The 21,815-nt window shown below is 50.8% G+C and carries 18 protein-coding genes, 1 pseudogene and 1 riboswitch; of the genes and pseudogenes, 3 read left to right on the top strand and 16 right to left on the bottom strand.

Translation table 11 applies throughout. The features are described from left to right. The 6 genes from KZ483_RS22030 to liaF all read right to left on the bottom strand — a co-directional run bounded on the left by KZ483_RS22030 (position 1) and on the right by liaF (position 5,941). A complete protein-coding gene (locus KZ483_RS22030; protein WP_220349668.1) occupies positions 1 to 693 on the bottom strand; it encodes a response regulator transcription factor in 693 nt (230 codons plus the stop codon). 180 nt (positions 694 to 873) lie between these two features. Beyond that, complete coding sequence (locus KZ483_RS22035; RefSeq protein WP_220349669.1) at positions 874 to 2,472, bottom strand: S1C family serine protease; 1,599 nt, start codon at positions 2,470 to 2,472, stop codon at positions 874 to 876. 184 nt (positions 2,473 to 2,656) lie between these two features. Beyond that, positions 2,657 to 3,070, bottom strand: a complete 414-nt coding sequence (locus KZ483_RS22040) for a YugN family protein (protein ID WP_220349670.1) — start codon at positions 3,068 to 3,070, stop codon at positions 2,657 to 2,659. Between the two features lie 60 nt (positions 3,071 to 3,130). Further along, the gene (locus KZ483_RS22045) at positions 3,131 to 3,796 is read right to left on the bottom strand and encodes a response regulator transcription factor (protein ID WP_220349671.1); all 666 of its coding nucleotides are present in this window, start codon (positions 3,794 to 3,796) and stop codon (positions 3,131 to 3,133) included. Beyond that, positions 3,793 to 4,833: a HAMP domain-containing sensor histidine kinase gene (locus KZ483_RS22050; protein WP_220349672.1), complete on the bottom strand. Its 1,041-nt coding sequence runs from the start codon at positions 4,831 to 4,833 to the stop codon at positions 3,793 to 3,795. Before KZ483_RS22050 ends, KZ483_RS22045 begins: the two co-directional genes overlap by 4 nt. Positions 4,834 to 4,840: 7 nt before the next feature. Then, positions 4,841 to 5,941 (bottom strand): cell wall-active antibiotics response protein LiaF, encoded by a 1,101-nt coding sequence (gene liaF / locus KZ483_RS22055; protein ID WP_220349673.1) that lies wholly within the window; start codon positions 5,939 to 5,941, stop codon positions 4,841 to 4,843. 258 nt (positions 5,942 to 6,199) lie between these two features. Here liaF and KZ483_RS22060 point away from each other — a divergent pair. Next, positions 6,200 to 6,643: pseudogene (locus tag KZ483_RS22060) on the top strand (ammonium transporter); the annotation flags it as partial. A 176-nt stretch (positions 6,644 to 6,819) separates the two neighbouring features. Here the strand turns inward: KZ483_RS22060 and KZ483_RS22065 are convergent. The 5 genes from KZ483_RS22065 to KZ483_RS22085 form a co-directional block, all read right to left on the bottom strand. Continuing rightward, complete coding sequence (locus tag KZ483_RS22065; protein WP_258881374.1) at positions 6,820 to 7,197, bottom strand: hypothetical protein; 378 nt, start codon at positions 7,195 to 7,197, stop codon at positions 6,820 to 6,822. Between the two features lie 278 nt (positions 7,198 to 7,475). Beyond that, entirely contained in the window at positions 7,476 to 8,021 is a 546-nt protein-coding gene (locus KZ483_RS22070) for an RNA polymerase sigma factor (protein ID WP_220349674.1), read from the bottom strand. A 122-nt stretch (positions 8,022 to 8,143) separates the two neighbouring features. Continuing rightward, on the bottom strand, positions 8,144 to 8,713 hold the full coding sequence (locus KZ483_RS22075) for a 3D domain-containing protein (RefSeq protein WP_397376224.1): 570 nt from the start codon (positions 8,711 to 8,713) through the stop codon (positions 8,144 to 8,146). Between the two features lie 90 nt (positions 8,714 to 8,803). Next, a complete protein-coding gene (gene thrS, locus KZ483_RS22080; RefSeq protein ID WP_220349675.1) occupies positions 8,804 to 10,741 on the bottom strand; it encodes a threonine--tRNA ligase in 1,938 nt (645 codons plus the stop codon). A gap of 530 nt (positions 10,742 to 11,271) precedes the next feature. After that, the gene (locus KZ483_RS22085; RefSeq protein WP_220349676.1) at positions 11,272 to 12,264 is read right to left on the bottom strand and encodes a putative sporulation protein YtxC; all 993 of its coding nucleotides are present in this window, start codon (positions 12,262 to 12,264) and stop codon (positions 11,272 to 11,274) included. 619 nt (positions 12,265 to 12,883) lie between these two features. Here KZ483_RS22085 and KZ483_RS22090 point away from each other — a divergent pair. Further along, entirely contained in the window at positions 12,884 to 13,993 is a 1,110-nt protein-coding gene (locus KZ483_RS22090) for a GGDEF domain-containing protein (RefSeq protein WP_220349677.1), read from the top strand. 62 nt (positions 13,994 to 14,055) lie between these two features. Here KZ483_RS22090 and mqnC read toward each other — a convergent pair whose 3' ends face one another. From mqnC to metA, 4 genes are all read right to left on the bottom strand, one after another. Further along, positions 14,056 to 15,192, bottom strand: a complete 1,137-nt coding sequence (gene mqnC / locus KZ483_RS22095) for a cyclic dehypoxanthinyl futalosine synthase (protein WP_220349678.1) — start codon at positions 15,190 to 15,192, stop codon at positions 14,056 to 14,058. Positions 15,193 to 15,416: 224 nt separating this feature from the next. Further along, positions 15,417 to 16,601, bottom strand: a complete 1,185-nt coding sequence (locus KZ483_RS22100; RefSeq protein ID WP_220353608.1) for a MalY/PatB family protein — start codon at positions 16,599 to 16,601, stop codon at positions 15,417 to 15,419. A gap of 15 nt (positions 16,602 to 16,616) precedes the next feature. Further along, entirely contained in the window at positions 16,617 to 17,777 is a 1,161-nt protein-coding gene (locus tag KZ483_RS22105) for a PLP-dependent transferase (protein ID WP_220349679.1), read from the bottom strand. 43 nt (positions 17,778 to 17,820) lie between these two features. Beyond that, positions 17,821 to 18,738: a homoserine O-acetyltransferase MetA gene (gene metA / locus KZ483_RS22110; RefSeq protein ID WP_220349680.1), complete on the bottom strand. Its 918-nt coding sequence runs from the start codon at positions 18,736 to 18,738 to the stop codon at positions 17,821 to 17,823. Between the two features lie 114 nt (positions 18,739 to 18,852). After that, positions 18,853 to 18,957, bottom strand: a riboswitch (SAM riboswitch). Between the two features lie 458 nt (positions 18,958 to 19,415). Between metA and corA the strand changes: the two genes are divergently transcribed. After that, positions 19,416 to 20,351 (top strand): magnesium/cobalt transporter CorA, encoded by a 936-nt coding sequence (gene corA, locus KZ483_RS22115; protein WP_220349681.1) that lies wholly within the window; start codon positions 19,416 to 19,418, stop codon positions 20,349 to 20,351. A 92-nt stretch (positions 20,352 to 20,443) separates the two neighbouring features. Here the strand turns inward: corA and KZ483_RS22120 are convergent, their stop codons facing one another. After that, the gene (locus KZ483_RS22120) at positions 20,444 to 21,709 is read right to left on the bottom strand and encodes an MFS transporter (RefSeq protein ID WP_220349682.1); all 1,266 of its coding nucleotides are present in this window, start codon (positions 21,707 to 21,709) and stop codon (positions 20,444 to 20,446) included. Positions 21,710 to 21,815 lie beyond the last annotated feature (106 nt).

The following is a 21,815-nucleotide window of genomic DNA, read 5'->3' on the forward strand; positions in this document are numbered from 1 at the left end:
CTAGCCTCCTTCCCCTCTCAGCACATACCCTGTGCCCCGGACGGTCTGTATAAGCCGCTTACCCGTACCATCCTCCGTTTTTTGCCGCAGCATGGCGATGTAGACCTCAAGAACATTGGACTCACCGCTGTAGTCGTAACCCCAAATTTTATCCATGATCGCGTCCCTGGTCAGCACCCGGCGCGGATTTTGCATAAATAAGTGCAGCAAATCAAATTCCTTTGCGGTTAAATCTATCCGGCGGCCGGAACGGATCGCTTCGCGGGAATCAAGGTCAAGCGTCAGATCTTCAAATTGAAGACGGCTTGACGACTCTTCAAGCTTGTCGGATTTACGGCGAAGCAGAGCCCTGACGCGGGCAAGAAGCTCCTCGAGCGCAAAAGGCTTGACCAAGTAATCATCGGCGCCAGTATCCAGACCCTTAACGCGGTCCTGGATATCGTCTTTGGCCGTCAGCATCAGAATCGGCACGCCGCTCCCGCCTTCGCGCACGCGCCGGCATACCTCCCAGCCGTCGACATGCGGCATCATGACGTCGAGAATGAGCAGGTCCGGATCGTTGGTAATCATCAGCTTTAATCCTTCAAGTCCATTATTCGCCGTCATCACTTCATAGCCTTCGAACGCAAGGCTTCGCCTAAGGAGCGATATTATTTTTTCGTCATCATCCACTACGATTATATTCGGTCTCATCGTTATCCCCCAGTATATGTTGTAAGCATATTTTATAAATTATCTTTATTATAGCGTAATTGCTTGTCCAAACGAATAGCTGCGCGTTATGTCAAATAACAGAAATCCGACAGAAATAACCGGCATTAAAAAAAGCGCAAGCAGCTTGTTCACTGCCTGCGCCTGTTTCGATTCTAAACGTCATTGATTCGTGAAATCGAATTTGTTTTTGTCGCCTATCACGACATTCAGATTCATCGCTTTGCCGTCCCGGATAATGTTCAGTGTAGCGGAATCGCCAACCTTTTTCTTCTGGATTGCTGTAACCAGCTCATCGCTTGTTTTGTATTTGGTTCCATCGAGTCCGGTAATGACGTCATATTGTCTGAGATCGGCCATATAAGCCGGGGATTTATAGTACACGTTCGATACGATAGACCCGTCTGTGCTGCTAAGTCCAAGCTGCTTCGCAATCTGGTCCGTAATTGGAGCCAGATCAGCCCCGATGAAAGGAACCGGCGTTTTCGGAATCTCTTTATTCGATTTCAGATTTGCCAGATTCTCAAGAATCGTGCTTGAAGGTATCGCAAAACCGATACCTTGGGCCTGCGAGCTGACGGCCGTGTTAATGCCGACCACTTGCCCTTCAAGGTTAAGCAGCGGGCCGCCGGAGTTGCCCGGGTTGATCGAAGCATCCGTCTGCAGCAGATGCTGATAGTTGCGGGTGCCGTTGGTGTCCGGTATGCTGATCGGGCGTTCTTTGGCGCTGAGCACGCCAACGGTAACCGTGTGATCGAAGCCGTACGGGTTGCCGATCGCGACGACCCAATCGCCGATATCGATTTTGTCGGAGCTGCCGATCGGAAGCGTCGGGAAGTTCGTTCCTTCCACTTTTAACACTGCCAGATCCAGGTTGTAGTCCGAGCCGAGTTTTTTGGCGATGAACGGTTTCTTGTAACCTTGAACTGTAACTTGAATTTGATCTGCGCCATCCACAACGTGCTCGTTCGTCAATATATAGCCGTTGGAGTCGAAGAAGAAGCCGGTCCCCATTCCTTCAGGCGTCAGTTGACCTGTTCCGCTGCTGCCATTGTCCTGACCTTGACCATTGTCCTGGCCGCCGTTTTGGTCGCCGAAGAACTGCCGGAAGAACGGATCGTTCATAATGCCGTCGCCTTGGTATGAGTTGGCCTGCTGGTTAACGAACGTTTCGATTTTCACGACGGCAGGACTCGCTTTTTGGAAAATTTGCGCTATATTGTTTGGACGAACGACGTCCGCAGCCGTCGATACGGTCCCGTTATCTCCCGACGATCCCGCAGTTGTTGTCGCTTGACTGGACGGCTGAGGGGATAACACTTGATTCGCTGTGAACCAATTTTGCGTATCTGCCGCGAACATAAGCGCGCCGACCACGAGCACTCCTACCATAAACGAAGCAAACATCGCCTTGAAGGAGGTGCGCCGCGGTTCCTTCACCTGCCAACCGTTTCTTGCCGGCTGTGTGGGAGCGAAAGAGCGCTGCTGCTGCGGAGGCGTCATTTCCACCTGGTTGTCTCCCCCGGAAGACATCAACTCGTTACCTTGATCGTTGTTCTGGTTAGGCTGCTCTTCAATCCCATTCGGTTTAAAAGGCCCATAGGAATAATAGTAGGATGTTTTGGATTGAGAGGACCCGGCAGGTTCCCCAGTATGCGTTGAATCTAAATCATCCTGCCCCTCTTCATGCCGCTCGCTGCTTTTGTCATTCTTGTTCGATTGAAAGAAATCGTCGAAAGGATTTTTTTTGTTATCGTCCATCGGTATTCTCCTCCTCAAATTTATTCACCATGTTATCATTGCATTTCTATCAGCTGCTCTTGTTAATACTATTTTGCACAATCTACCTTAAATCAAACTTAAAAACAATTTAAACAGACATAAAAAAAATCCGAAATCGTCTGCTTTTGGCAGCCGAAACGGACTTTTTTTGCTTTTAATCTTTTTAAACGGGAAATAGCCGTTCGACCTGGTTCAGCACGTTGTTTGCTTTCTCGACCCATTCGGGCTCAATCTCAGCATCCGGATCAAGCGGATCCTGGAATTGATCGACCAATCCGCCGAAGGTACGGGGCACCGTATTGGCGGAAGTCCCTTCGTTATAGACATGCCTCAGTACAAAAGGCTGGCCGATGCGGATTTTCGCGTCGTTCTCCACTGTCTCGCTGTCCGTGTTGCCATTAATCACTTCAAAAGGGATTCTGAGCCATACTTTGTGCGCTTCATCCAGATAGCGGTCGAATGAACCATGGTCATATTCCCAGCCGCCTCCGAGCGCAAATTCATGCTCCTCCAGCAAATTCTTGATTTCGACAAACTCCTGCTCGCGGGATTCCAGCTTGGAAGATAGCGGGATCATAACTGGGCATTCTCCTTATTGTCGGATCTATGCCTTTACATTGCCCTTTTCTTCTGACTGTTATCCCGTTTTCACCCAGCCTTTGCGGTGTGCGTATACGGCAAGCTGCGTCCGGTCCTCCAGCTCGCATTTCATCAGCAAATTGCTGACATGCGTTTTTACCGTTTTTATGCTGATGTGGAGCTCATCCGCTATTTCCTTGTTTGCCCGCCCCTCCGCGATCAGCAGAAGCACCTCCCTCTCGCGCTCGGTCAGCCCTTCATCGGCGCCCTGAGCCGTCCTTTGGCGCAAGCCCCGCGTCAGCGCCTGGGAAACATCGGACGTCATGACCGGCATTCCCTTCACTGCCCCGCTCAGCGCATAGATCAATTCTTCAGCCGAAACGGTCTTCAGCACATAGCTGACGGCGCCCGCTTCAACCGCGGCAACAACCTTCTCATCCTCCAGAAAGCTGGTCAGCATCACGATTTTCAAATCCGGAAACTCCTTCATGATAACCCGCGTAGCTTCGACTCCATCCATGCGCGGCATCATCAAGTCCATTAATACGAGGTGCGGCTGACCGCCGGGTATACCGGCTTGCAGCATGCGGAGAGCTTCTTCGCCGTCTGACGCTTCGGCGACAACATCGAATTTCGGCTCCAGCATTAAGTACGTGCGAAGTCCTGCACGTACCATGTCATGATCGTCTACGATCATAATTCTCCATTGATTAATCCCGCTCATCCGCTCGTTTCGACTCCTTTATTCGTATAATTCGGCAGCGTCACACGTACGCGAGTGCCGCTCCCCGGCTTGCTTATAATCGAAGCGTCTCCTCCAAGCTTGTTTGCACGTTCCCGCATTATCGAAAGCCCGTATGAGCCGCTCTTAACCTGATCGGCCCGAAAGCCGGCACCGTCATCCTGCAGCGTCATTACAATTTGCCGCTCCGTTTCGGCCACTGTAAGCAAAGCCGTTTGCGCGACGGCATGCTTCACAATATTCGCCATCGCCTCTTGAATTATCAGAAACAATTGATGCTCTTTCGCTTCAGACAGCTTTTCTTTGACACGCCACTCGAGAACTCCCTGCAGGCCGTTCTGCCGGCAATAATCGGGAAACCATTTGTCCAGCGCTTCCTGCAGCGACCGGCCTTCAAGCTCAAGCGGCCGAAGTTGGGCGATGAAGCCGCGCATCTGCTTCTGGGCCATGGAAGACATCGAGATAAGCTGTTCCATCACAGAGGCTGCCCGTTCCCCGTCCATGAGCAGCAGCTTCGGAAGCGAAGAGGCGGACATGTGAATGGCAAACAATTGCTGACTCACGGTATCGTGCAGATCACGTGCAAGCCTCTTCCTTTCTTCAAGCACAGCCGCTTCGTTCGAGGCGGCCTCGCGCATCACCTGCTCTTCGCCGGATTTCTGTAACCACTGCATGCGCCCATCCAATGATTCCAGCATATCATTAAATTCCCGGAATACGGCGGTGAATATTTGCGCGCTCTCTTCGGGGAGCCGTACCGAATAATTTCCATGTGACACCTGTTTAAGACCAAGATGAAGGACATCTACCCGCCGCTGGATACGCTGTGCGGCCCAATAACCGAATCCGGCGCTAATAATAAGGAAAACGGCTGCAACGCCGATCCAAAGGTCGCTGTTCCCAACCTTCGGACCGACGATTCTGTCGGCGCTGTTCCAGATAAGAACAGATACGGCCGAGGAAGCCGCAAACATAAGAATCATGCCCCACTTGCCGCTCCGGAACAATCTCACCATCATGTACGCATCATCCTACCTTCGTGACCCGCACATCGCCGATGAAAGTACTGACGACAAGCTTGATTTTTTTGTCCGTCTCCTGGAAGTAGGACGTCTCGACGTTCATGTTTTTAAACATACCGCCTTCCTTCCGGTCCAATACGGATACATCTCCGATAAATGCACTCGATATCACATTGACGCCGACCTCAAAATCATTAGGCAGAAACACCTTCACATCGCCGATGAAGGACGAAATGTGAATCCGGGTTTCACCCAGCGGTATTTGCGCTTTCGTCAGGTCGAGCACCGTATCGCCGATAAAATGGGAAATGTTCATCGGCTTCAGCTCCCAATAATCGTGCCCGACATAAATATCGCCGATAAACCCGGACCGGGTCTGGGCGCCGGGATCGTGATTCCACCATTCGACTCTGTCGTGCCGTTCATGGCTCCGCCTGTGATACCTCTCGGCCCGCTGCTCCATTCTCTCCCGGACCCTTTCAGCACGTCTGGTCCACCGGTCCATCTTCGGATCATCCGGATTCCCAAATTGGTCAACCGGTTTCTCATAAGCGGGTGCCGAATGACTCGGGTTATGGCGCCCTTGAGAACTTGGACGCGGTTCCGCTTCCGGGTGGGGTCTCAGTTCGTGATCGACAGAATCCAGATCAATTGGAGCTGTCGGATCGGGATGAAGCGGCGGGGCGGGTGGCACCGGTTGGTCCGAAGGCGTATAGTTGTACGCCTGCCAATCGTCTGCCGGCGTTGTGCTTCTTATCTTCCGCTTCGGCTTGAATATCATGGAAATTCCAAACACGACAAGCAGGAACGGGAGGGTAAACTGAATCATATCTCCAATCGACCATCTAAACCAATCCAGGTTGCGCCCCAGAAAAATAAAGCCGAGAATGACCAATACGGATGACCCCAAGAAGGAACCGCTGCCATCGGCCAGCTTCTTCACAAATCCCTGGAATCCCAAAAACAACAGTAGTACCGGCCAAAATATCGATATAAGTTGATGCATATCAAAATCCAGCACGCCGCTCTGCCGAAGTATTAATGCAACACCGGCCAGGATGATGAGCAGCCCCCACATCAGCCGACTTACAAAATGTCCATTCATGAACACACCAGCTCCCAATCGAATTCCAAGGTTAGTACACAAAGTATACCTCACGCCGCTACAGCCGGTAAGGGTCTGACGATTGAAACCGTCCTACGTCCGAAGACCGAGAGATATGGGCGAAAATTGGAACGTTTGCACCTTTGCTGCATCGGCTATTTCCTTCGTAGACATCCCTGACGAGACGCTTATATAATGATGGACGGACTGGGAGACAGGGAGAACCGTAACAAGAATCGGATGACGGGGGTTGAAGGAATAGATTTGGCCACACTGTCCAAAGGACTTGACACTATCTGGGTAATGTTGACGGCAGCTATGATTTTGCTTATGGAAGGCGGCTTTGCTTTGCTCGAGGCAGGCTTTGTCAGGCAAAAAAAATGCAGTAAGCATTATTATGAAGGTTTTTGTCGATATCACTTTCTGCGTTTTATTTTCTCGGCTTTGCGCTTATGTAAGGTGAGGATGCCGGAGGCTTGATCGGAACTACGGGCTTCATGCTCGCCGGGGATCTGTCCCCTCATTAACCATAACATTCGCACGGTTACTTACTGGCTGTTCCAATGCGCTTTCGTTATTGCCGTCATTTCAATCGTCTCGGGTGCTGTGGCGGAACGGATTTATTTCCGGGCCTACATCTTATATACGATTGCTATGACGGGGCTTATCTATCCTCTTGCGGGCCATTGGGTATGGCGTATCAAGGATGATGAGCTGATCGGCCCTTGATGTCAGAAATTCGCGGAGTACCGGCCTATAATCAAGAGCATGATTTCCTTGACCTTGAACAGTTGAAGGCAGGTAGTTAAAGACAGGCAGTCCCTCTTCTACGGGGCTGCCTGTTCTTGTACCAACAAAAAACCGCCCTATGGGCGGTATCAGTTCATTTCATCAGCCAGTTCGTTTGTAACGGCAATTGTATCCGACGAACCGGAATTGCGTAAAATCGCGCGTGCGTTTTCAACTTCCAAACGAAGCGCACGAACCTTCTCCATTGGTTTCTTCACATAATGGATGTATTCCACCGCCAAATGAAGGTCCGGTTTCTTGCCGGACAGCAGCCGCCGCAATGTGGACATCGATTGGTAAGCTCGCTCTTCCATCATCCGGCGCTTCTCATAACGGTCAACCATCTGTTCCATTTCGGCGATCTCTTGTTCTTTCTTCGAAATGTAAGTTTCCAGAAATGGGATCACGTCAGCTGCTTTTCGCGGCTTCATACGCGATGGTACGGCGTTAACAATCGGATCCATCATGAGAATTCTCCTATCCTTAGATGTTATCTAATATTACATAACTAATATTACACGAATGAACTGGATTTGAAAATACCCATTTCCTCAAAAGAATTCTCCATTGATTGACTCGTATGTAAGCTCCGATAACAGATGATGACACGATTCAGACATTGCGAACAGCAGGACCGTCCCCTCTGCTGAAGTCGACAAAAATAAAGAGGAACCTCATCGGTTCCTCCGTTACGCCTGGCGTATGTTGCCGGCTCATTGCAAGACTTAGGCAAGCGTGTGTGCTTCTACATCGGACGAGCGTCGGAGTGGCCGTCCAACTTCTTAAGCTGCAGCTTGCTGCGGTGGATCCGGGCTTTGACCGTCCCAAGCGGGACCTTCATGGCATCGGCGATTTCCTGGTCTTTGAAGCCGTAATAAAATTTGTACAATAGCATCGTTCGGGAACGGGGGTCAAGCAATCCAAGCAGCTCGGATATTTCAAACTGGATGCCGGACTCAACATGGCATGCTTGTTCCGCAAATTCTCCATTCGAATCAAGTCGGCTGCTTCCTTGCTCCCGCATGGTTTGCTTGTTTAGGTTAAGAGCCACATTAGCGGTGATCGTCTTTGCCCACGAATTCAGCTTGCTCCGCTCCTTCAACGTTTCATGCTTCGTCAAAATTCTGACCCATGCCTCCTGGACCGCATCCTGAGCATCGGTCTTATTAATGACCTTCGAATATGCCACACGGATCATTTCGCTGTATAATTGCCGCAGCTTCTCCTCAATTTGTTCCAAGTCCGGAGGATTCCGGTCATCGTTTGACAAAAAAGGATATTCACTAACCATAGACTACCGCCCCACCTAGATAAGGATAGCGTTTAGACTCATTTTAGCATACCGTTTCTTTAAAAAAAAGAAGATTATACAACAAATTACAAGGTTGTTGTACAATCCTCAACAATATCACATTATGATTTTAGCAGAGAATCGGGGATAGTCTTCTCCGCAGTCACCGCATCATTCAGCGCGTTCAGCCAAGCTTCGGTCAGCTTTCCGCGGCCTTGTTTAAGAATGAATACATCTACTTTACGCTTGCCCCATTGTTTGAACACTTGTTTTTTCGTTTCGAAATACAAGTCGATTTTATTGCCTTTGATCGCCGAACCGGTGTCTGCGACAACTCCGTATCCGTAGCCGGGAATGTATAGAAGAGTCCCAATCGGAAACACTTTAGGGTCGGCCGCTATTGTGGAAACGAAATCGCGTCTGACCTTTACGCCCGAGTAGGTGATTCCGTACTGCGGATGCCCCGGTTTTTTCCCGGTCGATTCGACGCCGGCCGTATAGCCGGTCGCAATAACATGAAGATGCTTCCGATCTTTAAGAAGTCTGTTTGATTGGTGAGCGGACCGCCCGTGGCGATGATCGGTTTTACCGAGATCCATTACGGTGAAATCCGCAGATATGCTTGTAATAACGACTGCTCCCGTGACCATTATGACCGTCAGGACCCGCCGGAACGACATAAAGCTTGTCATCATTTGGATGTTGCCCCCTCAATATGGAGGTTGCCCTAATGCGACAAGCTTTATTCAGCATTCTATGAAATTGATTGATAGAGTAATAGATTAAACCTGCTTGGAGTTGATCTCTTCCCGAAGAAGTTCAATAGCTTCGACAATCGGCTTAGCTCCAATGTCCCCTTCTCCACGCTTGCGGATCGACACCGTGCCGGATTGCGCCTCATTATCGCCTACGACCAGCATATACGGCGCTTTCTCAAGCTGCGCTTCACGGATCTTGTAGCCGAGCTTCTCGTTGCGGAGGTCGGCTTCCACGCGAATTCCGGCCAGCTGCAGCTTCTCTTCGACCTCGTGGGCATACGCTTCATAAGCGGTTGATACCGGGATGATCTTCGCTTGAACCGGTGACAGCCACAACGGCAGCGCGCCGGCGAAATTCTCAAGCAGGAAGGCCGTCATCCGCTCCATCGTACTAATAATGCCGCGGTGGATAACTACAGGTCTGTGCTTCTTGCCGTCGTCTCCCACATATTCAAGCTCAAAGCGTTCCGGCAGCAGAAAATCAAGCTGTGCGGTGGACAGCGTCTCTTCCTTGCCAAGCGCCGTCTTAATCTGAACGTCAAGCTTCGGCCCGTAGAATGCGGCTTCGCCCTCTGCTTCAAAGAACGGCAATCCAAGCTCTTCCACGACCTCACGCAGCATGCGCTGAGACATCTCCCACATCTCGTCATTCGGGAAATACTTCTCGGTATCGTGAGGATCCCGGTAGGAAAGGCGGAACCGGTACTCTTTAATGCCGAAGTCCTCGTAAACCTGGCGGATCAAGTTGATAACACGGGCGAATTCATCCTTAATCTGGTCGGGACGGCAAAAAATATGCGCATCGTTAAGAGTCATTGCGCGGACGCGGTGAAGCCCGGTGAGGGCGCCGGACATTTCGTATCTATGCATAGTGCCAAGCTCAGCCACCCGTACCGGAAGATCACGGTAGGACCGCATCTCGCTCTTGAATATCATCATATGGTGCGGGCAGTTCATCGGACGCAGGACGAGCTCCTCATTGTCCATTATCATTTTCGGGAACATGTCTTCACTGTAATGCTCCCAGTGTCCGCTCGTTTTGTACAGCTCGACATTCGCCAGCACCGGTGTGTATACGTGCTGATAACCAAGCCGCTCCTCGAGATCGACGATATACCGCTCCATCGTACGGCGCAGCTTCGCGCCGTTCGGCAGCCACAATGGCAAACCTTGTCCGACCTCACGGGAGAACGTGAACATTTTCAGCTCTCGGCCGAGCTTCCTGTGATCGCGTTTCTTGGCTTCTTCCAGAAAATGAAGGTGCTCGTCAAGCTGCGATTTTTTTGGGAAAGCCGTACCATATATACGCTGCAGCATTTTATTTTTCGAATCGCCCCGCCAGTAAGCACCGGCAACGCTGAGCAGCTTGAACGCTTTAATTCGGCCTGTGGACGGCAGATGAGGTCCGCGGCACAGATCAAAAAACTCCCCCTGATCGTAGATGGTAAGCTCAGCTTCCGCCGGAAGGTCGCGGATAAGCTCCAGCTTCAGCGGATCGCCAAGATCCGTAAAGATTGCGATCGCTTCCTCACGGCTGACGACCCGCCTCCGGATCGGCAGATTCTCCTGCACGATGCGCTCCATCTCTTTCTCGATTTTCGTCAGATCCTCCGGGGTAAGCGATTGCTCCATATCGATGTCGTAATAAAAGCCATCCTCGATGACGGGGCCGATCCCGAGCTTTACTTCCGTTTTTCCGTAAAGCCGTTTGATAGCCTGAGCCATTAAATGCGCTGTGCTGTGGCGGTATACTTCAAGGCCGTCCGGTGTGTCCACGGTCACGAGCTCAACGGCAGAATCACCTTCGAGCGGTGTATAAACGTCCACCACCTTGCCGTCTACCTTACCGGCTATCGCATTTTTCTTCAGACCGGGGCTTATTGAGCCCGCGACATCTTCAACAGTCGTACCCTGTTCATACTCCCTGACTGCGCCGTCCGGCAGCTTCACTTGAATTGCCATGATTTATCCTCCTAAAAGTTTTTGTGACGAAGGAGCAAAAACTCACTTCGTAAGCATCCGCCTGGTTTTTGTGACGAAGGAGCAAAAACTCGCTTCGTAAGCATCCGCCTTGTTTTTGTGACGAAGGAGCAAAAACTCGCTTCGTAAGCATCCGCCTGGTTTTTGTGACGAAGGAGCAAAACTCGCTTCGAAGCGAGGTGCGCAGACAACAAAAAAAGCACGCATCCCGCGAAGGGACGAGTGCTTGTCAGACCCGTGGTTCCACCCTAATTCAACCGGCGCAGCTGCTTGAAACGGAAAACATAGCGCCAATCCTTGAGAATGTTCTGTAACGGGAACGCCCCGGCGCAGCTTACTACCCGATTTATCTCAACCCGGATTCAACTGCACAGCTTCAAAGGGGTATATCCGCCGCTAACGTAAGGAAATTTCAGCCAAGTTCCCTCTCTCTGAGACGCGTGGATCAGCAGATACATGTCTTTGTCAATGCTTTTATATGCACATAATTATAATCCGATGCCACTTAACGGTCAAGTCCTTATTCGCTTCGCATTAATTTGCTTTGGCAGAACAGCGGGAGCAGGCTGATTGGCCTCATTGAAGAAAAACGAGCAGCGGCTGCATTCGACGCACAGCTGTACGCGTTGCTCGAAAATCGTTTCGAGCGTCCGCATCACCTGTAGTTCCGGGTGACGGGTGTGAATGACGATTTGGTGAGGAGCAACGGTAATAAGCGTACTGACGATCATGTCCTCCATATTCATTTCCGACTCAAGCATCTCGGCTACGATCCGGTCTGCAGGGGCCGCTTCCAACAGTTGGAATTGCTCGTCATAAAGCGCAAATTCACTCCCGCCCCTATGCAGAACATGCACAATCGGCAGCTTTACCTCCTGTATCCTGACAAAATATTTCAACAACGAAATGAATTCCTGGTACTGCTTATCCATCATGTATTCATCGACAGCGAATGCGGCAACCTCACGCAGCTCTTCCCAATATGAAGCAAGACGAAACGTAACGAACCCATCCAGATGAATACGTGTATTGACTGCTAAGAACGCCTCAATCTCAGCTGCCACTTTGTTCTGCCGGCGTTCCCTGTCGATTTGGAGCATATCGGAATCAGCGCCTTCCCCGTCGAGGGAAGAAGGAATACCGCTAAACAACAGGTTCCGGCAGTATTGCTCCACCATTTCCACTTCTTTGGGGTCGTCATAGTGGAATTGCTTGCGAATAATCGCCCGAAGCAGCAGCGGCTCGATTTCCGTCAAAATATATCTTGCGAAGGCGGTAGCGGCTTTCCGGTATACAAGGGGGCCGTGAACAGGAAGTTTAAATTCGGGAAGCCCCGCGTTGCATTGAATCTCCTTGCTTTCGTAATTAGGAGTAAAAGCAACGGAAACATCGCCGATCGTGTCCTGAACATTATGTAAATCGACGAATTCATCGTTCAAACTCCTGTGCAGCCGATCAACCGCATCGGTTGAAGCCGATATCAAGGAAACAGTGAACAGTTCCATACGCTCACCCCTAAAAGTTTTTGCGTGGCTCTGCCTGACCGAGCCGCTATCGGGCGAGGTCAAGCAAAAACTCACTTCGGAAGCATAAGCTAAAAGTTTTTGCGTGGCTCTGCCTGACCGAGCCGCTATCGGGCGAGGTCAAGCAAAAACTCACTTCGGAAGCATAAGCTAAAAGTTTTTGCGTGGCTCTGCCTGACCGAGCCGCTATCGGGCGAGGTCAAGCAAAAACTCACTTCGGAAGCATAAGCTAAAAGTTTTTGCGTGGCTCTGCCTGACCGAGCCGCTATTGGGCGAGATCAAGCAAAAACTCACTTCGGAAGCATAAGCTAAATGTTTTTGCGTGGCTCTGCCTGACCGAGCCGCTATCGGGCGAGATCAAGCAAAAACTCACTTCGGAAGCATAAGCTGCTTTTGCGTGGCTCTGCCTGACCGAGCCGCTATCCAGCGAGGTAAACTCGGATGACGTCGTACGTTATTTGTTTTTTCTTGTATTAAGTATATGGTCCGGATGGGGCATATATACGATGCATACTATGGTGGCACTGGCAGGGGATTGGAATGAAAGTGTATTCGTGGTATATTGAATTTCGTACGAAGTTGGCCTTTGGAGTGAAACTTTATGGACTACGAATCACTTGATTATAACCGTTATCGTTGGAATCGGATGCTGCTGACAGGCTTTTGGGCTATTTTGATTATCTCCCTGTTTTTGGAAGGTTTGTATTTAACGATAACGGAAATGCCTGCAGGTTCGTTTATTCCGAAATTTATCGTCAAACCGACCATTCTGCAGCTGACCGCGCTATTGTTTGCCGAGACCGCACTGAAGGTGCTTAAAGGCAAATATCAGGATTATATTCTCATACTTACATCTGCTTTGTTAGCCTATATACTCGTCTATATCCACGATTCGGTTAATTTTTTGCTTCTGGCCTTGTTCATGCCCGTCATTGTTTCCATCTTTTATTTTCAACCGCGGAAATTAGTTTTTGCCTTAGGAAACACGCTTCTGTCGGTCTATGTTATGTATCTGGCCAACGAATTTATGCACCGGGAAATCTCACTTGTGGGCTTGACGACGATAACCGTCATGTTTTCCGCTTTTTCACTCGTTGCATGGGGAATTATCATGCGCGGCAGGGAGCTCATGAGTAACCTTAAATCATATTACGAATCCAATCAGCAGCTGCTTGTCAAAACCATATGGATGGACAAGATGGTAAAGACCGATGCTTTGACGGATCTATATAATCATATGACCTTTCACGAATATTTTGAAAAGCTTATTGAACAGCACGAACAACACAACCTTCCGCTTCAACTCGCCCTTATCGATATCGATAACTTCAAACAGATCAATGATACGTATGGCCATCGTGCAGGGGATTCCGTTCTCCGCGAAGTGGCGGAAATGATTCGCAGCAAAGCGAATTCGAACGACTTTGTGGCCCGCTACGGAGGTGAAGAGTTCGCGATGCTCTTTACGGATAAATCAAAGGCTGACGCGCTTTCAGTTGTTGAACAAATCAGGCAGAAGATATCGGAAAAACCGCATGATGCTCTTGGCGGAAAGCCTGTGACGGTTAGCATCGGTTTTGGGGAATACACATTAGGGGACGGTAAAGAACGTTTTTTCACTCAGGTGGATACTGCGCTGTATAAAGCGAAGAGCTCGGGTAAGAACAAAACTGTAGTCGCTATTGAATCGTTAGAAAGCCAGCTGGCATAACCAAAAGAGCCCCTTAGCGCCGTCGACATTCCGATCGCGCAAGGGGCTCTTATCCATATCTATCAATTTTGCATTACGAAGTCGTGCTCGACTCCGTCCGTTTCATTATAAACTTTCAAAATTTGATATTTCGTATTGCGCTGAGCCGGTATCTTCCCCGTTTCGCGAATTAATTGCAGTATGAGTTCGATATTCACTTTATGCGTCGTCCCGGCGGCAGAGACAACATTCTCCTCGATCATCGTGCTGCCGAAATCATTACAGCCGTAAGAGAGCGAGAGCTTGCCGATCTCCGGCCCCATCGTAACCCAGGAGGACTGAAAGTTATCAATATTATCAAGCGCGATTCTGCTGATGGCGAGCGTCTTCAAGTATTCCTCCGGCGTCGCTTTCTCCCGCTTCATATTCGTATTCTCCGGCTGGAACGTCCACGGAATAAAGGCAAGGAATCCGGGTGTGTTATAACCGTTCGCTATACATTCGTCCTGCGCCTCGCGGACGCGAAGCAAATGAAGGGCGCGCTCCTCCATCTCCTCGCCGAAGCCTATTACCATCGTAGCAGTGGTATTCATATTCAGGCGATGCGCGGCCTTCATTACGTCCATCCAGTCCGTCCAGGAACCTTTGAGCCGGCTGATCTTCCTTCTTGTCCGATCATCGAGAATCTCTCCGCCGCCCCCTGGCAGCGAATCGAGTCCCGCCTCATGCAGCTGGCGAACGACCTCGTCGAGCGACAGACCTTCCGAAACATCGCGCATTTTATGAATTTCAGCCGGGGAGAACGAGTGCATTGTAATTCCCGGGAAGTGAGATTTAATTTTACGGAGCAAATCGATGTAATACGTGAACGGCAGATTCGGATTGGTGCCTCCCTGCATTAATATTTCCGTGCCGCCGACGTTTATCGTTTCTTGAATCTTTTGCAGGATGACCTCATCGGGAAGCACATAACCTTCCGGAGACCCGGGCGCCCGGTAAAACGCGCAGAAACGGCAGTAAACGTCGCATACGTTCGTGTAATTGATATTACGTCCGACTACGAAAGTCGTGATTGGTTCAGGGTGGCGCCGCTCCATAAGGATGTTGGCGGCATGGCCCATTTTCTCAATTTCATCGGACTCAAACAGCGTAACGACCTGTTCAAGCCCAAGCCGATTTCCATCCAGCGCGTCTTTCAGTATCCGATCCACTTGACTCATATCGATTAAGTCCCTCCTATTCCGTTCCTGGCTCCTAATTGTCTTCCTCATCGTAACATAAAAAGACTGCCGCAGTCATCAGACAGGCAAGACCGGCGGACCTTTTTATACCGTTTGTTCAGCAATTATTCACAGGAATTCGGCTCTGCGGAACAGAATAAAGAAACCGTAAGCGAACTGTCACGTCCGCTTACGGTTATCCAGCCTGTCAATTCGCAATCCCCCTAGTCTGCTGCAGCGGCCTGACGAACCGATGCTGCAAAACGTTCGAGTGCGGCCTCTAATATTGAGCGCGGACACGCGAGATTAACCCGCAGAAACCCGGCGCCCTGTTTGCCGAATACCGAGCCTTCGCTGAACGCAACTCCCGCTTGTTCGAACATAAGCTTCTTTAACTGCCGGGGGTCCGCTGAAATAGCGCTGCAGTCCATCCAAACCATATAGGTTCCTTCGGGCTTTATGACCTTTATTTGCGGGAGCTCGGATTGGATAAAGCGAATGAGCGTATTCAGATTGCCCTCCAGATAGTCCATAAGCTGCTCCAGCCATTCCTCGCCATAATTATAGCTGCTCTCGACGGCGGTCAAGCCGAAATAGCTTTCCATGTGCAGGGATAGTGTCTTCAGCAAGTAGTTGTATTTCGTCCGCAGCTCGTCGTTCGGAATAATAACCGATGCAGTCTGCAGACCCGCGAGATTAAACGTTTTGCTCGGCGCGATGCAAGTAAAGGATATTTGCGCGAAGGCGTCCGAAATCGACGCGAACGGCGTATGGTGATGCCCCCGGAAAACAAGGTCGTGATGGATCTCGTCTGCAACGACCAGCACGCCGTGCTTCAGGCAAATATCACCGATCCGCTCCAGTTCTGCGCGCGTCCACACACGTCCGCCCGGATTGTGCGGCGAGCATAAGAGCAGCAGCTTCGCCCCCTCCTGCGCCTGGCGCTCAAGCAGGTCGAAATCGATCGAATACCGGCCATCCTCCAGAATAAGCGGGTTATCTTCTACGACACGCCCGTTCATCTTGATCACATCGTAGAAAGGATAATATACCGGCGATTGCAGGATGACACGATCCCCGGGCTCGGTATTTGCGAGCACAATCATGCTTAGCGCAGGCACGACGCCCGGGCTCGATGTGATCCATTCGTGGCGCACGTTCCAGCCATGGCGGCGGGAAAGCCAGCCGCTCACCGCTTCAAAGTAAGAGTCCGGCCGGAATGTGTAACCGTAAATTCCCAGCTCAGCCCGCTTCTTAATCGCCTCCACTACTTCCTGCGGCGGCTCGAAGTCCATATCCGCAACCCATAGCGGCAGTATGTCCTCACGGCCGAACAGCTTCTCGGACTGATCCCATTTATAAGAGGCTGTACCTCTGCGGTCAATCAGCCGATCAAAATCATACTTGATTCCTGCCATTGCCCTTTACGCCTCCCCGATTTCGCGTTTCGCCGCTTCAAGCGCCTGCGCCAAATCGGCGATAAGGTCATCTGCATGCTCGATACCGACGGAGAATCGGAGAAGCCGGTCGTCCACTCCGATTTGACGGCGGATTTCTTCCGGAATATCGGCGTGCGTTTGCACCGCCGGATAGGTCATAAGTGATTCGACACCGCCGAGGCTTTCCGCAAAGGCGATTAGTTGAATGTGCCGGAGGATCGGCTCCACATAGCGGGCATCCTTCAGCCGGAACGAGAAAATTCCGGTATTGCCGGAGGATTGGCGGTTCTGAATATCGTGGCCCGGATGATGAGGCAGCGCCGGATAATACACTTCCTCGACAGCTTCGTGCGCGAGCAGCCAGCCGGCAAGGCGCGTCGCATTCTGCTGATGGCGCTCCATGCGCAGAGCGAGCGTCTTCATCCCCCTCATGAGAAGCCAGGAATCCTGCGCGCCGAGCACCGCTCCGATGGAATTATGAAGGAAGCCCATTTGCTCGGACAGCTCTTTGCCTTTTGTGACGATAATTCCCGCCAGAACATCATTATGGCCGCCAAGGTATTTAGTAGCGCTATGAATGATGATATCCGCCCCAAGCTCAAGCGGACGCTGGAAGAACGGCGTCAGCAGCGTATTGTCGACAATGGTGAGCATACCCCTCGACTTCGCCCAGGCGCAGACCCGTTCGATGTCGGTAATCATCATAAGCGGATTGGTAGGCGTCTCGATCAGAACCGCTTTCGTATTCGGTGTGCAGAGTGAAGTCATCGCATCGATATCGTTCGTGTCGACATAAGACGCCGTTACGCCAAAACGGCTCATAATACGTTCGAGCAGTCGGTATGTGCCGCCGTACAAATCAAGGGAGACCAGCAGGTGGTCGCCTTGGCTCAACATCGCGAAGATCGTTTGCAAGGCCGCCATCCCGGTGCTGCAGGCAAATCCGGCATCGCCGGATTCCAGCTCGGCTGCGGCATCCTCAAGCACTTTACGCGTCGGGCTCTTCGTCCGGGCATAATCGAAGCCCGTGCTCTCGCCAAGCTTCGGATGGCGGAAGGCGGTCGACTGATAAATCGGGAAGCTGACTGCGCCGGTCACCGGCTCTTTCTGAGATCCAATCTGCGCCAAACGGCTTTCAATTTTCATTGTGTGAAGGCTCCTTTTCAGTTCGTATAGAGGTTGTGAAGCTTTATATGCCTGCACCTAAATCATAAGGGGTTTGCTGGTATACATAATAGTTTAGCCAGTTCGAGAACAGCAGGTTTGCATGAGCCCGCCAGCTTGCGAGCGGCTGGAGCGAAGGATCGTTGTTCGGAAAGTAATTTTTCGGCACGTCGATCCGCAGCCCTTTCGCTTTATCACGGTCATACTCCCATTTAAGCGATAACGGGTCGTACTCGGAGTGGCCGGAGACGAAAATTTGCTTCCCGTCCCTGGAAGCTGCGATATAGACGCCCGCTTCCGGCGACATCGACAGCACCTCAAGCTCCGGGACCTTATCGATATCCTCCCGGCGCACTTCGGTGTGCCGCGATTGAGGCACATAGAAAAGCTCGTCAAAGCCGCGCAGCAGAGAGACGTTTCGTTTCTCTACCGTATGAGGAAACACTCCGAACACCTTCGAGGGCAAATCATATTTCGGCACACCGTAGTGGTGATAAAGCCCCGCCTGCGAGCCCCAGCATATATGAAATGTCGATGTAACCCGGCGGACGCTCCAGTCCATGATGTCCTTGAGCTCCTCCCAATAGGATACCTCTTCGAACGCCAGGTGCTCCACCGGCGCGCCGGTAATAATCATGCCGTCATAATATTCGTGCTTAATGTCCTCGAAAGTTTTATAGAACGACTCCAAGTGCTCCGGAGAGGTGTTCTTCGACGTATGCGTCTTCGGATGAAGCAGCACCGCCTCCACCTGCAGGGGGGTGTTGCCGATAAGCCGAAGCAGCTGCGTCTCGGTCGTCTCCTTGGTGGGCATCAGGTTCAGGATTGCGATCCGAAGCGGCCTGATGTCCTGATGAAACGCGACGCTTTCATCCATTACGAAAATGTTCTCCGAGGATAAAATGTCCTTGGCCGGTAAATTGTCCGGTACTTTGATTGGCATGTCAATCACTCCTCATGGTGCGGGTTACTTCATCGTTACTGCTCGGACGCGCGCGCAATGAAAAACCCCCCTCTCCGTTGTCAGAGAGGGGGCATAATTGTATCGTTCATGCGCCTCTCATCTCTCAGAAACGAATCGTTTCCGCAAGAATTAGCACCGTGCTTTACGCCGGTTGCCGGGCTTCATCGGGCTAGTCCCTCCGCCTGCTCTTGATAAGAAAGCTTGCTATTTGATTAAATAAGGTTGCTTAGTTTTACTTTAAATCATTCCGTTATTCACGTCAAGACATTATGGACACAAAGAAGGCGAAGAAGGTTCACCATGCGCGTCTTGGAGGCATAAAGTACTTTATAACTCCCACATCCTAGTTTCTTCTTGAATGGAAAGACTTTGTCGGAGTATACTAGGGCGAGGACTTGCGTATCCGCATTTCACTTGACGACTTAAAGGGGTGTTTACGAATATGGAAGGCGACCCGAGGCCTGCGGGCGACCGCATCGATTACCGGTACCGGAAATTAGCGAGGCTGTTTGCTGTTCAAGCGTCCATATTCGTACAGCGCCGTTTGTAATAATACACGGGCTTGCGCAGCATGGTTGCCTGACGGCGGCCTCCGCTCTCTTCCGCTGTGCCGGCATCCGGGAAATTTGCATCAAGGATGAGAGGAGAGGGCGCGGATGAAAATCCGTCTGGTGAACCAAGGCGTATTTACTGTAATAGAGGATATCAAGTCAACGCTGATTCCGCCGGCGGAAGGCTTCTATTGGATCGACGCCGATATTGACGATCTGGGTGTCCTTCAAGCGATCTTCGGGCTTCATGACCTGGAGGTCGAGGATTGCCTGAACGAGGAAGAACAGCGGCCGAAAATCGAAGTGCACGAAGGCCATTATTTTATCGTTATCAACAGTATCCGTTTCGACGATGAGGAAATTTTTCTGCGGGCTTTGAACATTTTTCTCGGACGTCATTTCATAATTACGGTGACGAAACAGAAAATCAATGAGCTGCGCGCGTTAAAGCCGATTTTATGGGAAGAGGAAGTAAATCGTCCGGACCGGTTTTTATATTATCTCGTCGATATTGTCGTGGATAATTATTTCCTTGTCGGCGACCGCATCGAAACGCGCATCGAAAGACTTGAAGAAGATATTTTGATGCATACGAAGAAATCGCATCTCAACGAAATCATCGGTCTGCGAAGCGAGATATTGTGGCTGAAGAAGGTGCTCGGCCCGCAGCGAGACGTTATTTTCACGCTAAACAGGAAAGATTTGAAGCTGATTGATGCGCAATTGCAGAAATATTTCAGCGATATTTATGAGAATGCGGTCAAAATCGCTGAGACTTTCGAAACATACCGCGATTTGATGGGCAACTTGCGCGAGGCGTATCAGTCCAGTCTTGCGAGCCGCGCGAATGATATCATGCGTGTGTTCACTGCGCTGACGACGATATTCATGCCTCTTACGTTTCTTACCGGCGTTTACGGAATGAATTTCGAGGACATTCCCGGGCTGCATATGCGATTCGGCGCCCATATTCTACTGATAATTATGCTTCTGCTTGGAGCAGGCATGCTCTACATTTTCCGCAAAAAAGAATGGTTATAGCCTATTGCGTCAATCGAGCTTGTACCAAGCTCTTCTCGTCCTTAGCGGATGAGAAGAGCTTTTTTGCGCTGGTTACTGCGAGTAAGGCCGGTTCATTCTCCGGCTAACGCTTCCCGGCGGCCCTTTTCCAGATTTACGGCGGCAAGCAGAGCGATTCCAATAATGAAGAACGCAACCAGGGACAAGATCGCAAGCCGGCTGGAACCGGTAATGGTGCCGACGACGGAAAACACGAGCGGCCCGGCGATGGAGGAAAATTTGCTCGACAAACTCAGGAATCCAAAAAATTCAGCCGTCCGGGATGGAGGCACCAAATTGGCATACGTCGATCTTGCGAGCGCCTGGCTGCCTCCCTGCACGAGCCCGACCATAAATGCCAGGGCATAGAAATGCACTGCGCTTGTCATAAAGTAGCCTAGCACCACTATGAGGACATAAATAATCAATGAACCGCTCAGCGATCTCTTGGTACCGAACCGCGATGCGAATTTAATAAAAAGGAGCGTACTGGGGTAACCGATGAACTGGGTTATGAGCAGCGCCACGATCAAAGAATTCGTATCGATACCGATACCGCTTCCGTAGATAGTGGCCATTACGATTACCGTATTAATTCCATCGTTGAAGAACCAGAACGCGGCCATATATTTGAGCAGCTCCGGGTAACGTGCAGCGGTCTTCATTGTATGACCGATTCGAGTCAGGCCGCTCCTGACAGCTTCACCAAAGCTTGACGATACGCCCTTCGCTTTCTCTTTCACGTTCCTCATGAGAGGAATGGCGAAAATAAGCCACCAGATGCCGACGGTTGCGAAAACCGTTTGCGTAGCCGCAGTTTTGTCCGGGAAACCAAGCGTTTTCCAGCCCAGAATCATGATAATATTAATGAGAAGCAGTACTCCTCCTCCAAGGTATCCGGCAGCGTAGCCCTTTGAGCTGATTCTGTCCCTTTGTTCCGGCGGCGCTATATCAATCAACAGCCCGTCATAAAACGTATTTCCGGCAGAGAAACCGACTGTGCCGATAATGACCAGGACGGATGCTAGCAGCCAGTCCCCCTCCCCGATAAAGGCCATAACTCCGCAGGATAAAGCACCCATTACCGCAAAGTATGTGAGGAACCGGACTTTAACGCCGGAATAATCAGCGATGGCCCCCATTATCGGAGACAAGAGCGCTACAAACAGCATCGCTATCGTCTGTGTAAAGCCCCAGTAATTTTCTGCCGTATTGCCGGGCAAATCTCCCCCTGCCACTTCCTTGTAGAATATCGGCATGACAGCGGCCATAATCGTTGTAGCGAATGCGGAATTCGCCCAATCGTACATCAACCACCCGCGAACAGCCTTACGATCCATTCTCTTCGCCCCCTTATCGTCCTGCTCTAGCCCCTTGATTGCCTATCGCTATCTACCCGGAAATCCTTCGACAAAGTTTACCCTATTCCTTCTTAAAGTTTTACAA

This window comes from Paenibacillus sp. sptzw28 (assembly GCF_019550795.1).
Classification (GTDB): Bacteria; Bacillota; Bacilli; order Paenibacillales; family Paenibacillaceae; genus Paenibacillus_Z.

Bases quoted from the DNA above. Each gene is read 5' to 3' on its own strand.
- KZ483_RS22065 (WP_258881374.1), bottom strand. From the start codon at position 7,197: ATGATGGATCCGATTGTTAACGCCGTACCATCGCGTATGAAGCCGCGA.
- metA (WP_220349680.1), bottom strand. From the start codon at position 18,738: ATGCCAATCAAAGTACCGGACAATTTACCGGCCAAGGACATTTTATCC.
- KZ483_RS22075 (WP_397376224.1), bottom strand. From the start codon at position 8,713: ATGACAAGCTTTATGTCGTTCCGGCGGGTCCTGACGGTCATAATGGTC.
- KZ483_RS22030 (WP_220349668.1), bottom strand. From the start codon at position 693: ATGAGACCGAATATAATCGTAGTGGATGATGACGAAAAAATAATATCG.
- KZ483_RS22035 (WP_220349669.1), bottom strand. From the start codon at position 2,472: ATGGACGATAACAAAAAAAATCCTTTCGACGATTTCTTTCAATCGAAC.
- mqnC (WP_220349678.1), bottom strand. From the start codon at position 15,192: ATGAGTCAAGTGGATCGGATACTGAAAGACGCGCTGGATGGAAATCGG.
- KZ483_RS22040 (WP_220349670.1), bottom strand. From the start codon at position 3,070: ATGATCCCGCTATCTTCCAAGCTGGAATCCCGCGAGCAGGAGTTTGTC.
- KZ483_RS22085 (WP_220349676.1), bottom strand. From the start codon at position 12,264: ATGGAACTGTTCACTGTTTCCTTGATATCGGCTTCAACCGATGCGGTT.
- thrS (WP_220349675.1), bottom strand. From the start codon at position 10,741: ATGGCAATTCAAGTGAAGCTGCCGGACGGCGCAGTCAGGGAGTATGAA.
- liaF (WP_220349673.1), bottom strand. From the start codon at position 5,941: ATGAATGGACATTTTGTAAGTCGGCTGATGTGGGGGCTGCTCATCATC.
- KZ483_RS22045 (WP_220349671.1), bottom strand. From the start codon at position 3,796: ATGAGCGGGATTAATCAATGGAGAATTATGATCGTAGACGATCATGAC.
- KZ483_RS22090 (WP_220349677.1), top strand. From the start codon at position 12,884: ATGGACTACGAATCACTTGATTATAACCGTTATCGTTGGAATCGGATG.
- KZ483_RS22120 (WP_220349682.1), bottom strand. From the start codon at position 21,709: ATGGATCGTAAGGCTGTTCGCGGGTGGTTGATGTACGATTGGGCGAAT.
- KZ483_RS22105 (WP_220349679.1), bottom strand. From the start codon at position 17,777: ATGAAAATTGAAAGCCGTTTGGCGCAGATTGGATCTCAGAAAGAGCCG.
- KZ483_RS22070 (WP_220349674.1), bottom strand. From the start codon at position 8,021: ATGGTTAGTGAATATCCTTTTTTGTCAAACGATGACCGGAATCCTCCG.
- corA (WP_220349681.1), top strand. From the start codon at position 19,416: ATGAAAATCCGTCTGGTGAACCAAGGCGTATTTACTGTAATAGAGGAT.
- KZ483_RS22050 (WP_220349672.1), bottom strand. From the start codon at position 4,833: ATGATGGTGAGATTGTTCCGGAGCGGCAAGTGGGGCATGATTCTTATG.